Source organism: Amycolatopsis sp. H20-H5 (assembly GCF_035828755.1).
Taxonomy (GTDB): Bacteria; Actinomycetota; Actinomycetes; order Mycobacteriales; family Pseudonocardiaceae; genus Amycolatopsis.
Map to the genome: position 1 here is coordinate 1 of NZ_JAYMZS010000174.1, position 14184 is coordinate 14184.

The following is a 14184-nucleotide window of genomic DNA, read 5'->3' on the forward strand; positions in this document are numbered from 1 at the left end:
CGTGGTGGAACGCGGTGTCGAAGCAGGCGACGTGCGCCGCGTCCGGCCAGCAGGCGCGAGCGGCGTCGATGCTCGCCAGATCACCGGGCATGTGCAGGGGCGCCCAGGCCACCAACGCCGTCAGGGAGTCCCTGACGGCGTTGGTGATGAGGATGGACTGGTCAAACAACGAGCCGCCGTGGACGACACGATGGGCGACCGCCTGGGGGCGGATGTCCCGGCAGGCGAGCAACCCGGCGATGTGGGCGACGGCATCGGCCGCCCCGCCGGTGAACGGCTCCTGTACCGGCGGCAGGCCGGTGTCGGTCACCGTGCAGCGGGCCTCGCTCGTGCCCAGCCGGTCGATCTCGGCGGTCAGCGACACGGCGGGGGTGCGCAGCGCCGCCTTGAGACTCGACGAACCCGGGTTGATCGTGAGTACCCGGGTCATGGGGTCCAGGTCCAGTCCCGGATTTCCGGCATGTCCTCGAGGTTCTCGCGGATGTGGGCGTGGTGGCGGGCCAGCATCGCCTGGCAGTGTTCGGCTAGCTCAGTGCCCTTTTCCGGCACGCGGCGGGAGCGGCGAAGGGCCTCGAGGACGAGGTGGTAGCGGCTCATGCGGTTGAGCACGACCATGTCGAACGGCGTGGTGGTGGTGCCCTGCTCGGTGAACCCCCGGACGTGGAAACGGCCGGGGTCGGGGCGGCCGTGCAGCAGCTGGTGCACGGCGCGGGGGTAGCCGTGGAAGGCGAAGACGACATCGGCCCCGGCGGTGAACAGGTCCTCGAACGTCTGCTCGCTGAACGCGTGCGGATGGTCGTCGGGGGGCAGCAGGCCCATCAGGTCCACGACGTTGACGACCCGGACGCGCAGGTACGGGACATGTTCGCGCAGCAGCTGGGCGGCGGCCAGCGTCTCGAGGGTGGGCACGTCGCCCGCGGCCGCCAGTACGATGTCGGGTTCTCCGTCATCGTTGCTCGCCCAGTCCCAGACCGACGCGCCCGCCGCGCAGTGGGTGTCGGCGTCGGCCATGTTCAGGTATTGCAGGTGCTGCTGCTTGTCGACGACGATCAGGTTGACGTGGTCGCGGCTGCGCAGGCAGTGGTCGGCGATCGACAACGTGGTGTTGGCGTCGGGCGGGAACCAGATCCGCACGACCGCGGGGGCGAGGGGGATCGCGGTGTCGATCAAGCCGGGTCCCTGGTGGGAGAAACCGTTGTTGTCGTTGCGCCAGCAGGTCGAGGTGAGCAGCACGTTGAGGGACGCGACCGGAGCACGCCAGGCCAGGTCGGCGGCGTGCTGGAGCCATTTGGTGTGCTGGATCAGCATCGACGCGGACACCATCGCGAACGCCTCGTAGGTCGCGAAGAGCCCGTGCTTGCCCGAGAGCAGGTATCCCTCCAGCCAGCCCTGGCACAGGTGTTCCGAGAGCACCTCCATCACCCGGCCGTCGGGTGAGAGGTGGTCGTCGGTGGTGAGCGTCGGTGCCTGCAGGCAGCGGTCGGTCGCCTCGAAGATGGCAGCGAGCCGGTTGCTGGCCGTTTCGTCCGGGCAGAACAGCCTGAAGTCGCCACCGCCGTCGGCTTCGCGGGTATTCGCCGTGGAGATGTCGCGCAGCAGTTCACCGAACGGGCGGGTGTTCTCGTGCTGCTCGACGCCAGGAGCCCGGACGGCCACGGCGTAGCGCTCCAGGGACGGGATGATCAGCGGCGTGAGAAGCCGGCCGCCGTTGGCGTGGGGGGTGGCGGACATCCGCTGGTCGCCGTCAGGTGCGAGTGCTGCCAGCTCGGGGACGAGCTGCCCGGAGCCGGAGAACGCGGTCTCCGGGGAGTAGGAGCGCATCCAGGCTTCGAGCCGCCGGAGGTGCTCGGGGTTTTCCCGCACTCCCGCGAGTGGTACCTGGTGGGCACGGAAAGTGCCTTCGACCTGCACTCCGTCGACGACTCTCGGACCGGTCCAGCCTTTCGGCGTCCGCAGGATGATCGCCGGCCAGCGGACCGGCTGGAAGGGTTCGGGTGCGGCCGTACGGGCTCGCTGCTGGATGTCCCTGATGTGGGCGTGCGCGGTGCTGAGCGCGTGGTGCAGTTCGGTGAACACGGTTGCCGGGTCGTCCCCTGACACGATGACCGGGGCCCAGCCCTGCGCGGCGAGCAGGCCAAGCACGTCGGCGTCGTCGGCCCGGCCCAGCACCGTGGGGCCGGAGATCTTGTAGCCGTTGAGGTGCAGGATCGGCAGGACGGCGCCGTCGCGACGGGCGTTGAGGAACGCGGGGATCTTCCAGGACGCGGCCAGCGGGCCGGTCTCGGCCTCGCCGTCGCCGATCACACAGGCCACGAGCAGGTCGGGGCTGTCGAACGCGGCGCCCGCGGCGTGGGCAAGGGAGTAGCCGAGTTCCCCGCCTTCGTGGATGCTGCCGGGCGTCTGCACGCTGACGTGGCTGGGCACACCGCCGGGCGTGGAGAACTGCCGCACGAGGGTGGTGAGGCCGTCGACATCGGTGGTTACCTGCGGGTAGATCTCGCTGTAGGTGCCCTCGAGATACGCGTTCGCGAGCAGCGCCGGGCCACCGTGGCCGGGGCCGGTGATGTAGACGCAGTCGGTGCCGGTGTCGCGGATGAGCCGGTTGAGCAGCGTGTAGATCATCGACAGGCCCGGACTCGTGCCCCAGTGCCCGAGCAGGCGCGGCTTGATGTCGCTGGCCGAAAGTGGCTGGCGCAGCAGGGGATTCGCCTTGAGGTAGATCTGCGCGACGGTCAGGTAGTTCGCCGCGGCCCACCACCGCAGATCCAGTTCACGATCGCGGTCGGTGTAGGACGGCGTCGTGGCCATCGTGCTCTTCACTGCCGTGGTCTGCACAGTCGAGACCTTCCCTGAGGGTGGACCGAGATGAACGCCGACGGCTTTCGTGACCGACGGTAGGCCGCCTGGCCGGGCGGGACGACAGGTGCGGCCGATCCGACGACCAATGGCGTCGATGCGGGGCGGATGGTCACTCGGATTAGGGACTTTCGGCCCCTGTCCGAAGCTCAGGAGGACGTAGGCTGGCGTGGTGACCGAGGAAAAGAACGCCGACGCGCCCGTGCTCAAGGTATTTCTGGTCGACGACCACGAAATCGTGCGCCGTGGTGTCGCCGACCTCATCAACGAGGAGGACGACCTGACGGTGATCGGGCAGGCCGCGTCGGTTTCGCAGGCGCTGGCACGGGTGCCCGCACTGCGCCCGGACGTCGTCGTGCTCGACGTCCGGCTGCCGGACGGCAACGGCGTCGAGCTGTGCCGGGAACTGCGTTCCATGCTGCCTGGGCTGAATTGCCTGATGCTGACGTCGTTCACCGACGAGCAGGCGATGATGAACGCGATCCTGGCCGGCGCGGACGGTTACGTCATCAAGGACATCAAGGGAATGCAGCTGGTCGAAGCGGTTCGCCAGGTGGGCGCTGGACGGTCCCTTTTGGACAATCGCGCGGTCGCGGCGCTGATGGCCCGGCTGCGGAAGACGGTGGACAAGCCTGGTCCGCTGGCCGGGCTGACCGAGCAGGAACGCACGCTGCTCGATCTCATCGGCGAGGGATTGACCAACCGGCAAATCGCCGAGCGGATGTTCCTGGCGGAAAAGACCGTCAAGAACTACGTGTCCCGCCTGCTCGCCAAACTGGGCATGGAACGGCGTACTCAAGCTGCGGTGCTGGTCACCGGGCTGCGCGACGCGGCCCCGCACACCGTGGAATAGATAGACGCGGCTGAGACCGTTTGGACGGCGTTGTCTGTGCGACAGTGGATGCATGGCGACTGCGACAGGTAAAGGCCGGAGAACCGACGGCTGGACCACGGGAGATCGCGGGCCGCCGGAGGACTCGCAGGCGCGTCCGCATCGTCCGGCACCCCGAATCCCTGATTGGATCGACGAAGACTTGGGCATCCGCACCCGGATGGACGCGCTGCTGGAAGCAGTGCTCGCGGTCTCGTCCGGCATCGAGCTCGACGCCACGTTACGCCGAATAGTCGCGGTGGCCATCGAACTGGTCGGCGCCCGCTACGGCGCGCTCGGCGTGCTCGGCGACGACGGAATGATGACCGAATTCGTCCACCTGGGCATTGACGACGACACCAGGAAGCTGATCGGCGCTCTGCCCACCGGGCATGGAGTGCTCGGCGTGGTGATCGAAGAAGGAAATCCCCTTCGGCTGGCCGACATTTCCCGCCATCCCGCTTCTCGCGGTTTTCCCGCCCACCATCCACCCATGCGTACATTTCTCGGTGTACCCATCCGCGCACGTGGCGAGGTTTTCGGTCGGCTGTACCTGGCCGAGAAGTACGACGGAAAGCAGTTCACCGCCGACGACGAAGCCGCGGTGGCCGCGCTGGCGGGCGCGGCGGGGATCGCCGTGGACAACGCCCGGCTGTACGAGGAAGCCCGAAGCCGTCAGCGTTGGCTCGAAGCCACCAGTGAAATCACCGCTCAACTGCTCAGCGGCACAGACACGGCCGAAGCCCTGCGGCTGATCGCCGGCCGCGCCGTGGAGCTGACCAACGCCGATTACGCCCTCATCGCGCTGCCGGTGGACCCGGACGCGGTGCCGTCGGAGAGCACGACGCTCGAGGTGATGATGTGCGCCGGACCCGGTGGTGACGCGATGATCGGCCAGCGGATCCCGATCGGCGGGTCGACGATGGGCGCGGTGTACCGCGACCACGTGCCGCGCAGCGTGCCCAACCTGGCGTTCGACCTCGTCGACGGCCTCGGCGTGAAACTCGGGCCCGCGCTGGCCGTGTTGCTGCGCTCGGGGGAGTCGACGTCCGGCGTGCTGCTGGCCCTGCGCAAGCCGGGTGCGGCCGCGTTCGACGAGCAGCAGTTGCGGATCGTGTCGTCGTTCGCCGACCAGGCCGCGATGGCACTGCGGCAGGCCGAACGGCAGACGACGGACCGCGAACTGGACCTGCTGGCCGATCGCGACCGGATCGCGCGCGACCTGCACGACGACGTCATCCAGCGGTTGTTCGCCATTGGGCTGGCGATGCAGGGCACGTACCGGCACGCGAAGTCGCCGATCGTCAGCAAGCGCCTGGCCGAGCACATCGACCAGCTGCACGAAGTGATCCAGGAGATCCGGACCACGATCTTCGATCTGCACGCGGACACCACCGGTGCACTCGGGTTGCGTACCCGGCTGCAGAACGCGATCACCGAGGTGACCGCGAACGCCACGATCCGCACCACGGTCCGGATGTCCGGGCCGCTCGACGTCGTGCCGGACGCCCTTGCCGAGCACGCCGAATGCGTGCTGCGAGAGGCCGTCAGCAACGCCGTTCGCCACGCGAAGGCCGCAGACCTGTCGGTGACCGTGTCACTGGACGACGACCTGGTCATCGACGTCACCGACAACGGCGTCGGCCTGCCGGAGATCGTTGCCCGCAGCGGACTGCGCAACCTCGAGCAACGAGCCGCCGAAGCCGGTGGTTCCTGCACGATCACCCGGCCCGACACCGGTGGCACGCGGCTGGCGTGGACCGCGCCCTTGCGCTGAAAGCCGGACGGTCAGCTGAAAGCGGTCTTCAGCGCGGTGAGGGCGGCTCGCGGTTCGGACAGGCCGTGGTAGATCCCCGGGATGTCCTTGTCGATGCCGAGCAGTTCGTACACCGCGTGCATGGCTCCGCGCACCGAGTACTCGACGGTGAACACCACGTCCTCGGGGATTTCGGTGAACTGTCCGAGGAAGGCGAAGTTGACCGATCCCCGCGGTACGACGAGACGGCGGTCTCGGGTTTCGCGTCGTTCGAACTGACTGGTGGTGCAGGGCATCATCACCGGGATGATCGTCGTCGACGACTGGAGGCCGTCTTCGATGTCGCTGAAGCCGAGCTGGCCGAGCGGTTCGGTGAGGATCTCCCGGCCGCTGGCGTCGGGCAGGGTCTTGTCGACGTAGTCGCCCTTCTTGTCCAGGAAAAGCCCGTAGCCCCAAAGGGTGTAGACGTCCTCGGGCTGGTTTTCGAAGTGTGGCTGGTGCGGTACGACGATCGACATCAGCCACCCGGAGTCGTTGAAGGTCATCAACGCGCCGGCGCCGGGCGCGTTACCGGTCCACTCCTCGATACGCTGCAACAGGACGGGGCTGTGCATCGTCAGGGTGAACGACTCCCAGCGGAACTGCTCGATGTTTCCGCTGCGTGGTCGTTGCCGTCCGCGGTGGTGTCCGCGGTCATCGAGCCGAGGGTGACGAACGCGTAGTCCTGGGCACCGACCTCATAGCTGCCGGGGATGTCGTCACGGCGGTAATGGATGCGGGTTGCCCGGCGGACACCGTCGTCGTCGGTGAAGTCGACGTCGGTGACGCGTACTCCGTGCTCGAAGGAGACTCCGCGGGCGGCGAGCCAGGCTTGGACCGGGGCGATGATGGAGTCGTACTGGTTGAGCCGGGTACGGCGGACTCCGGCCGGGGTGTGGATACGCGGGAGCTCCTGGATGAACCGCAGCAGGTAGCGCTTGAGTTCGATCGTACTGTGCCAGTTCTGGAACGCGAAGGTGGTGCGCCACATGCACCAGAAGTGGGGCGAGAAGAAGTGTCGTCGGTCAAGGTCGGAATGCCTTCCGGGAGGTCCCACAGGCAGACGTAGGTCTCGTCGGTCAGCATGCGCCCGCCGCGGGAGACCTATCCCGCGACCGGATCGCCACTGCCGTCCATGGAGCCGCCGGTGACGCGATCCTCGCGCCGACGAGGTAGGCCTGTGCGTCTGTCGGGCGTTGCCGTGGTCATGAGTTTCTCGCTTTCAGGGCTGGGTCGAAGGCCTCTGCATTCGGTCCCCGGAAAGCCGGTCGAAAGGCCGTCCGCGAGGGCCCCGCATCGCTGAGGGAACGAAGTCACCCAGGCTGAGGACGTTGGACCCCTGTCCACTGGTCGTCTGCTGCGTAGCGTTCGCATCCAGCAGGAGTCCGCGCACAGTCAAGTCCATTGTGGATCCAGCGCGATGGGGAACAGGAAGTGGTCCGCATGAGTCAGGCAGCAGGCACGATTGTGGTCGGCGTGGACGGTTCCGCCGAGGCGACCAGGGCGGTGCGCTGGGCCGCGGCCGAGGCCGCACCGCGCAACGTCGGGGTGCACCTTCTCTGCGCGCTCAACCCGATCGTGGGTTCCTACGGTGCCGGGCTTCCGATTCCGCAGAGCATCTTCGACGACATGGACGCGAACGGACGTCGTGTGCTGGACGAGGCCACGAAGGTGGTCAGGGAAATCGGCCCAGATCTGGTGGTGACGACGGAAATGCCCCTGCAGGCGCCGATTCCCGTCCTCATCGAGCTTTCCGGCGAAGCGCGGACGATCGTGCTGGGTTCCTCCGGCCGTGGAGGTTTCGCGGGGATGCTGGTCGGGTCGACAACGGTGGCGGTGGCCGCGCATGCCCACTGTCCCGTCGTGGTGGTACGCGGACGTGACGGTGAGAACGCGCTGCCGCTCGACGGTCCGGTGGTGGTCGGCGTCGACGGTAGCCCCACGTCCGACGCGGCGGTGGGCGCGGCGTTCGACGAGGCCTCCTGGCGCAAGGTGCCGCTGGTGGCGGTGCACGCGTGGAGCGATGCCGACTATGCGGAGATCCCACCGCCCGCGTACTTGAATTTCGACTGGGGCTCCGTGGGAGAGCATCAGGACCGGCAGTTGGCCGAGGGGCTCGCCGGCTGGCAGGAGAAGTATCCCGACGTCATGGTGGAGCGGGTCCCGGTCAAGGACCGGCCGCGCCACGAACTGCTCGAGTGGGCGACGCGGGCCCAGCTCGTGGTCGTCGGTACCCGGGGCAGGGGCGGCTTCCGCGGTCTCCTGCTCGGATCCACGAGCCAGGCCCTGATCCACCACGCCCGGTGCCCGGTGATGATCCTTCGCCAGGACGATGAGTCGTGACCGATCCCAGCACACCTGAGGAGAGCACAAAGATGAGTGAGACAAGGCGCACGATCGTTGTCGGAGTGGACGGGGCGGAGTTCGGCCTGCTGGCTGTGCGGTGGGCGGCCCAGGTGGCTTCGCAACGCGGCTTCCAGCTGGAGATCGTGCATACGGTGCACCTGTCTCGGCCGGCCTACGGAGACCTCATGACCGGGTCGACCGAACTGGCCGACGCCGTTCGCGACGACGGCCGCCGGATCGTCGAGGACGCGGTCGCGGCGGCGCACTCGATCGACGAGAAGCTCGAAGTGCGGACCGCGATGCCGGATGCCGCACCGGCCGAGAACCTGATCGAGCGGTCTCGCACCGCACGGATGATCGTGGTCGGTTGCCGGGGCACCACGGCGTTCACCGCGATGCTGCTGGGCTCGACCGCTGCCGCGGTGCTCAGCCACGCCGAGTGCCCGGTCGCGGTGATCCGCGGGCGGACGGACTCGGCGGAGTTCATCCCGGACGGTCCCGTCGTGGTCGGGATCGACGGCAGCCCGGTCAGTGAGCAGGCGCTGGAGGTGGCGTTCGACGAGGCTTCGATCAGGGCCATGCCGCTGGTCGTCGTGCACGCGTGGAGTGACATCGGGTACGACGAACTGGGTGGCATGGCGCGGCTCGCGGTGAACTGGGAGTCGATCGAGGGCGCCGAGCAGCGTTATCTCGCCGAACGGCTCGCCGGTTGGGGGGAGAAGTACCCGGACGTCGCGGTCCAGCGGGTCCTGGTGCGCGACCGGCCGCGCCATGCCCTGCTGGAGTTGAGCGCGAAGGCGCAGCTCGTGGTTGTCGGAAGCCGGGGACGCGGCGGGTTCCTGGGCTTGCTGCTGGGTTCGACCAGCCAGGCGCTGGCTCAGCATGCGAAGTGCCCCGTGCTGGTCGTGAGGCCGTCGAAGAACCCCTGACCCGGATGGCGAAGAAGGCGGGTACGACTTTCCAGTCGTACCCGCCTTCGCTTTTCCGGCCTCAGGAGATCGGTACAGCCGGGCGTGGCTTCGACAACCCGACCAGCAGGTCCTGCCAGGTCACCATGCCGACCACGTGGCCGTCGTCGAGTACCGGCACCGACCGAAGCCGCTGGTCGATCATGATGGCGGCAAGCTCGGTCAGCTTGCCGCTCGGCCGGGCGGTCGGGCCTGGCCGGCGCATCAGCGAGCCCGCGGTCGGGTGCCCGTCGAGCATGGTCCCGGTGTCCGGATCACCGCACCCACGCGGCTCGGACAGGTAGCGGGCACCGATGAGGTCGGCCTCCGACAGCACTCCGAGCAGACTGCCGCCGCTGTCGACGACCGGCAGAGTCGTCACTCGGTTGTCGGTCATCAGGACCGCGGCTGCCTCGGCCGTCATGGTGGGGGAGGCCGAGACGACCGGTGTGCTCATCACTTCGCTGATACGCATGTCCGGAAGTCTCTGCTGCTCGCGGGCGGTGACGAAACGGCTGGAAGTCCTCAGACGGCGAGCCGTAGGTCCTTCGTGTGAGCCTGCCGCACTCCGGGGCAACGCGGGACCAAGGTCCTTCGGTGTGAGGTCCAGCGTCACTGTCGTCGGCTGTGGCGAACGAGCACGCTGGAGCGGCCATCCCACCCGGTCAGGAGCGCACTGATGATCATCACCGAGTCACGGGTCCGCGCGGCCGGACTGGAAGCCGCCGTGCGGGCACCCTCGCCGTACAACACCCAGCCGTGGATCTTCGAGCTCGGGCCCGTGGGTGTCGACCTGTACCTCGACGAGGACCGCGTCCTGGCCGTGGTCGACACCGATGGCAGGGAAGCGCGGCTGGCCTGTGGCGCCGCGATACTGAACTTCCGGCTCGCGGTGGCCGCCGGCGGCTGGGCGAGCAGCGCGGACCTGCTGCCCGACCGGACGCGCCCGGAATTGCTGGCCCGGCTCGGGATCGGGCAGCCGCGGCGTCCGCGGGCCGAGGAGATCAAGCTCGCCGCAGCTATCGCGAGGCGATTCAGCAACCGGCGTCCGTTCACCGAAGCTCCGGTCCCGCCGCACGCCCGGAACGCCGTCACGGCGGCCGCGCGCGCGGAAGGTGCGAACCTGCTCCTGCTTGACGAGGGCGGAACGCTGGGCACGGTGGCTTCCCTGGTCCGGCGTGCGGACACCGTCCAAGGTGAAGACCCCGCGTATCACCGTGAGCTGGCCGAGTGGACTTCCGAGCGGGGTGGCGGCGACGGCATTCCCGCGTTCGCGGGCGGTCCTCGCTCGGCGGGTGGACTGCTCCCGGTACGGCACCACGGACCGGATTCCCAGCCCGAGCGGCCCTACGAGCGTGACCCGGTGATCGTGGCCCTCACGACGCCGTCGGACGGCCCGTTGTCCCAGCTGAGGGCGGGGTTGGCTCTGCAGCGGGTGCTGCTCACCGCGACCGAGCTCGGCTTGAGCGCTTCGTTCCTTTCCCAGCCGATCGAGATCGCCGGTATCAGGGCGGAGCTCCATCAGGTGCTGGGTGCCCACGAACATCCCCAGTCTCTGTTACGCCTGGGATATGGCTACCCGGGATCGCCCACTCCACGGCGTCCACTCACCGCCGTGACACGGCGAATCCCGCTCTGAGGAGTATCGATGACCGCCGGTCTCAACGCCCTGGTGGTGGTGGCACGACTACTCCACCGACATCGCCGTGCGCTATCTCGAATCGTTCGGCAACCCCCGCAAATTCAGCCGGATCGCCGGACACCGGACTCGGCCATCCGGACCGCGGCGAGGGTCACCGGCGCGCAGGAGGAGATCGTCTGTACCGGCGTCGTCATCAGGTCAGCGGCGATCAGGCCGCGTGACTTGTCCCAGTCCTGCCGGGAAGCCGCGCTGGAGAACAAGCCCGGTCGTGTTTCACCGGTGCGGTGGCGAAGCCTGGCCAGCAGGTCGGCCTCCGACACCACGCCGATCGGTTTGCCGTGCCCGTCGATGACCGGGACCGCGCTGATCAGGCTGCCGGCGAGCAGTTCGTCGAGCTGCTTGTAGGACGCGTCGACGTTCACGGCGATCGGGTCCGGCGTCATCAGTTCGGAAACGTGCTCGTTCATCATGTCCTCCGGTTCGGGGTGTGGGCACGGCCTGGCGCTCGAGCGACCGGAACACCGGTGCCATCGGTCCCCGATCCGCGGGACTTCCGACGCGGCGCCTCGCCGAAATGCCTTTGGTCCCCCGGATCGGAGCCGTTCCGCACTGCCACCGCGCGGCAGGAAAGGCGAGGGTGGATGCGGGATTCGACGTGCACAAGGAGGCAGGCATGGCTTCGCAGGTTGTTCCGGACCAGTGGTCCGCGGCCGAGACCCAGGTGGTGGCCGACGCGGTGATCCGGGCACCGTCGGTGCACAACATCCAGCCCTGGACGGTGCGGCTGACCGGCCGCGACGCCCAGCTCCGTGAACGCGAGGACGTCACGCTGCCGCATTTCGACCCGCACGGCCGGGACCGCACGCTCTCCTGCGGCGCGGCACTCGCCAACCTCGAACTGGCCGTGCGTGTCCTCGGCCGGGACGTCACGACCAGCCTGTACCCGGACCCCGCACAGCCGGACCTGGTCGCGACGGTCACCGCGGGTGCCCGACGGGCACCGGGAACCGCGGATCTCCACCGCTACGGGGCAATTTCGCGCCGGCGTAGTTACCGCAGGCAGTTCACCGGCGTACTGGTCTCGGAGCACGAGCTGGCTGCGGTCGCCCAGGCGGGCACCACGCCAGGGGTGGGGGTGCTGCCGGTCCGCGGTGAACGAGACCCCGCCGCCGTCGCGGCCCTGCTGCTCACCGCGGCCCAGACGTCGCGGCGCGACCACGGGTACCAGCGTGAGCTCGCACTGTGGACGATTCGTGACCACCGTTCCCACCGGCACGGCGTCGGGATCATCGCTGCCGACCTCACCGCCGGTGCGCTGCCGTGGGCGGGACTCGTCCGCTCGGCCACGGACGTCCCCCGGCGCGACGTTCTGCTGCGCAGGCTCGGGCAGGAGGGGCTACTGCTCTTCCACACCCCTGGCGACTCACCGGCCGATCACCTCCGCGCCGGGTACGCACTGCAGTCCGCCTGGCTCACCGCGATCGACGCCGGGCTCGTCGCGTCGGTCCTCACCCAGCCCCTGCACGATCCCGGCATCCGGTCGGCGATGGCGCGAAGCCTCGGCCTCGCGGGTTACCCGCAGGTGCTCATACGCATCGGGCATTCCCTGGGTACTCCCGCGCCGGCGAGCCTCCGCCGGGCGATCGGCGAGGTCCTCCTGCGACCATGAAGTCCCTTCGTCGCTGGAGAAAGTGACTTCGGACCCTGTGCCTGCCCCAGTGACGGCGACGACGATGAACCGATGACGACGTCCGAGATCGCCCGTGACCCCGCGGTGGATACCACCCCGCTGATCGACACCCTCGTCATCGCGTGCCTCGTCACCCACCGGCGCCGATCTTGGTGACGTTGGACGACCCGGCGAAACCGCGGCACGCCCCTGACCCGGCGCTGGGAGTGTCCGCGGCCGGTACGCTGCCCGCCGCCGAGGTACTGAGCAGACTCGCCGTGGATGAGCACCGCCTCTCCCTCGCCGACGCTGCCGCGCGGCTGACCCGGTTCGGGCCCAACGCGGTCGCGTCCCATCGAACCCGGTTCTTCGTGGTCCTGTGGCACCAGCTGCGTTCGGCGTTGCTCGGCCTCCTGCTCGCCGCGGCTTTCGCTTCGTATCTGGTGGGGGAGCGCGGTGACGCGATCATCATCGGCGTGATCGTGGCACTGTCGGTCGGTCTGGGCTTCGTCAACGAGTACCGCGCGGAGAAGGCCGCTGAGGCGCTGCACTCGCAGATCCACCACCGCACGCTCGTCCTGCGTGACGGACGGCTGCAGACGATCGACGTCGTCGGGCTGGTGCCGGGCGATGTCGTCGATCTGCAACTCGGTGACATCGTGCCCGCTGACCTCAGGCTGCTGTCCGTGGTCGCGCTCGAATGCGACGAATCGGTGCTCACGGGTGAATCCGGCCCGGTGGAGAAGTCGACGTCGCAGGCAGAAGCGAACGCGCCGCTCGCGGAGCTGACCGGCTGCGCGCTGATGGGCACCGTGGTGCACGCGGGTTCCGGTCGTGGCGTGGTGGTCGCCACCGGCTCGCGGACCGAATTCGGACGGATCGCGACCGGCCTCGACACGCAGCAGACCGAGACCGGTTTCCAGACCGGCCTCCGACGCTTCTCGATGCTCCTGGTCTACGTCGCCGGTGCGCTCACCGTGACGATCTTCGCGATCAACGTGGCGCTCGACCGGCCGATCATCGACGCCCTGTTGTTCTCACTGGCGATCGCCGTGGGCGTCACCCCGCAGCTGCTGCCCGCCGTCGTGTCGGTCAGCCTCGCCGCCGGTTCGAAGCGGATGGCGCGGCGTCACGTGCTGGTCAAACGGCTGGTGTGTATCGAAGACCTCGGTGACGTCGACACCCTGTTCACCGACAAGACCGGCACCCTGACCCAGGGCCACCTGAGCTTCATGCGCACGATCCCGGCCGGTGCCGGTGATCCGTTGCGGAGTGGTCTGCTGTGTACCGAAGCCGACATCGAAGACGGCCACGCGATCGGCGGCAACGCCCTCGACCTCGCGCTCTGGGAGTCTCCGGCGGCGGCCGGGCACCGGGCGGCCTCAGCAGGCTGGCGACGACTCGCTCTCCTGCCTTTCGACCACGACCGGCGCAGGGTCTCGACCCTGGTCAGCGGGCCCGACGGCACGCGAACCCTGATCGCCAAGGGCGCACCGGAATCCGTCCTGCCGCGCTGTCTCGACGTCCCGGCGACAGCCACGACGGCACTGGCCGCGGAGTTCGCCGCCGGAAATCGCGTCGTCGCCGTTGCGAGCAGGCCCGCTCCCGGCCTCGACACGATTACCGTCGATGACGAGCGCGATCTGACGTTGCTCGGCTTCCTGGTCTTCCTCGACCCGCCGAAACCTGATGCCGCACAGGCACTTGAGCGGCTCGCCCGGCTCGGGATCACGGTCAAGATCGTCACCGGGGACAACGTCGCCGTCGCGGCCAAGGTCTGCCACGACCTCGGACTGTCCGTCGACGGACTGCTGAGCGGTACCGAACTCGACGCGCTGGACGACGCCGAACTCGCCGCCGCGATCACCGTCACCACCGTGTTCGCCAGGGTCAGCCCCGAACACAAGGCCCGCATCGTCCGCGTCCAGCGCCACACCGGCGGTGACGTCGCGTTCCTCGGCGACGGGGTCAACGACGCGCTGGCGCTGCACGCCGCCGACGTCGGCATCTCCGTCGACTCCGCCACCGACGTGGCCAAGGACGCCGCGGACGTCATCC

At 68.7% G+C, this 14184-nt stretch carries 10 protein-coding genes and 2 pseudogenes; 7 read left to right on the forward strand and 5 right to left on the reverse strand.

Annotation, left to right across the window (positions count from 1 at the left end):
* Together QMK34_RS44105 and QMK34_RS44110 are read right to left on the reverse strand one after the other, a co-directional pair.
* Nucleotides 1-430 (reverse strand): annotated as a pseudogene (locus tag QMK34_RS44105) (propionate/acetate kinase); the annotation flags it as partial.
* A complete protein-coding gene (locus QMK34_RS44110) occupies nt 427-2835 on the reverse strand; it encodes a phosphoketolase family protein (RefSeq protein ID WP_326420804.1) in 2409 nt (802 codons plus the stop codon). The pseudogene QMK34_RS44105 and the gene QMK34_RS44110, both read right to left, overlap by 4 nt.
* A gap of 223 nt (nt 2836-3058) precedes the next feature.
* Here QMK34_RS44110 and QMK34_RS44115 point away from each other — a divergent pair, with 223 nt between their 5' ends.
* Both QMK34_RS44115 and QMK34_RS44120 read left to right on the forward strand, forming a co-directional pair.
* Nucleotides 3059-3709 (forward strand): response regulator transcription factor, encoded by a 651-nt coding sequence (locus QMK34_RS44115; protein ID WP_326420813.1) that lies wholly within the window; start codon nt 3059-3061, stop codon nt 3707-3709.
* Nucleotides 3710-3761: 52 nt separating this feature from the next.
* Entirely contained in the window at nt 3762-5504 is a 1743-nt protein-coding gene (locus QMK34_RS44120) for a sensor histidine kinase (protein WP_326420805.1), read from the forward strand.
* 11 nt (nt 5505-5515) lie between these two features.
* On the opposite strand, the pseudogene QMK34_RS44125 reads toward QMK34_RS44120, so the two are convergent.
* A pseudogene (locus QMK34_RS44125) lies at nt 5516-6513 on the reverse strand (oleate hydratase).
* Between the two features lie 452 nt (nt 6514-6965).
* Here QMK34_RS44125 and QMK34_RS44130 point away from each other — a divergent pair.
* Both QMK34_RS44130 and QMK34_RS44135 read left to right on the forward strand, forming a co-directional pair.
* Nucleotides 6966-7865, forward strand: a complete 900-nt coding sequence (locus QMK34_RS44130; RefSeq protein ID WP_326420806.1) for a universal stress protein — start codon at nt 6966-6968, stop codon at nt 7863-7865.
* Between the two features lie 32 nt (nt 7866-7897).
* Nucleotides 7898-8797: a universal stress protein gene (locus QMK34_RS44135; protein WP_326420807.1), complete on the forward strand. Its 900-nt coding sequence runs from the start codon at nt 7898-7900 to the stop codon at nt 8795-8797.
* A gap of 61 nt (nt 8798-8858) precedes the next feature.
* Here the strand turns inward: QMK34_RS44135 and QMK34_RS44140 are convergent, their stop codons facing one another.
* On the reverse strand, nt 8859-9290 hold the full coding sequence (locus QMK34_RS44140) for a CBS domain-containing protein (RefSeq protein ID WP_326420808.1): 432 nt from the start codon (nt 9288-9290) through the stop codon (nt 8859-8861).
* A 204-nt stretch (nt 9291-9494) separates the two neighbouring features.
* Here QMK34_RS44140 and QMK34_RS44145 point away from each other — a divergent pair, with 204 nt between their 5' ends.
* A complete protein-coding gene (locus QMK34_RS44145) occupies nt 9495-10454 on the forward strand; it encodes an Acg family FMN-binding oxidoreductase (RefSeq protein WP_326420809.1) in 960 nt (319 codons plus the stop codon).
* A gap of 104 nt (nt 10455-10558) precedes the next feature.
* Here QMK34_RS44145 and QMK34_RS44150 read toward each other — a convergent pair whose 3' ends face one another.
* The gene (locus tag QMK34_RS44150; protein WP_326420810.1) at nt 10559-10924 is read right to left on the reverse strand and encodes a CBS domain-containing protein; all 366 of its coding nucleotides are present in this window, start codon (nt 10922-10924) and stop codon (nt 10559-10561) included.
* 206 nt (nt 10925-11130) lie between these two features.
* Between QMK34_RS44150 and QMK34_RS44155 the strand changes: the two genes are divergently transcribed.
* Together QMK34_RS44155 and QMK34_RS44160 are read left to right on the forward strand one after the other, a co-directional pair.
* Nucleotides 11131-12126: an Acg family FMN-binding oxidoreductase gene (locus tag QMK34_RS44155; protein WP_326420811.1), complete on the forward strand. Its 996-nt coding sequence runs from the start codon at nt 11131-11133 to the stop codon at nt 12124-12126.
* 179 nt (nt 12127-12305) lie between these two features.
* Nucleotides 12306-14184: cation-translocating P-type ATPase (locus tag QMK34_RS44160; protein ID WP_326420812.1), on the forward strand; the 1879-nt coding region annotated here is incomplete at its 3' end.

What these genes read in the sequence shown, in the direction of transcription:
- QMK34_RS44120 (WP_326420805.1), top strand. Translation starts at nt 3,762, where the DNA reads ATGGCGACTGCGACAGGTAAAGGCCGGAGAACCGACGGCTGGACCACG.
- QMK34_RS44130 (WP_326420806.1), top strand. Translation starts at nt 6,966, where the DNA reads ATGAGTCAGGCAGCAGGCACGATTGTGGTCGGCGTGGACGGTTCCGCC.
- QMK34_RS44135 (WP_326420807.1), top strand. Translation starts at nt 7,898, where the DNA reads ATGAGTGAGACAAGGCGCACGATCGTTGTCGGAGTGGACGGGGCGGAG.
- QMK34_RS44150 (WP_326420810.1), bottom strand. Translation starts at nt 10,924, where the DNA reads ATGAACGAGCACGTTTCCGAACTGATGACGCCGGACCCGATCGCCGTG.
- QMK34_RS44145 (WP_326420809.1), top strand. Translation starts at nt 9,495, where the DNA reads ATGATCATCACCGAGTCACGGGTCCGCGCGGCCGGACTGGAAGCCGCC.
- QMK34_RS44140 (WP_326420808.1), bottom strand. Translation starts at nt 9,290, where the DNA reads ATGCGTATCAGCGAAGTGATGAGCACACCGGTCGTCTCGGCCTCCCCC.
- QMK34_RS44155 (WP_326420811.1), top strand. Translation starts at nt 11,131, where the DNA reads ATGGCTTCGCAGGTTGTTCCGGACCAGTGGTCCGCGGCCGAGACCCAG.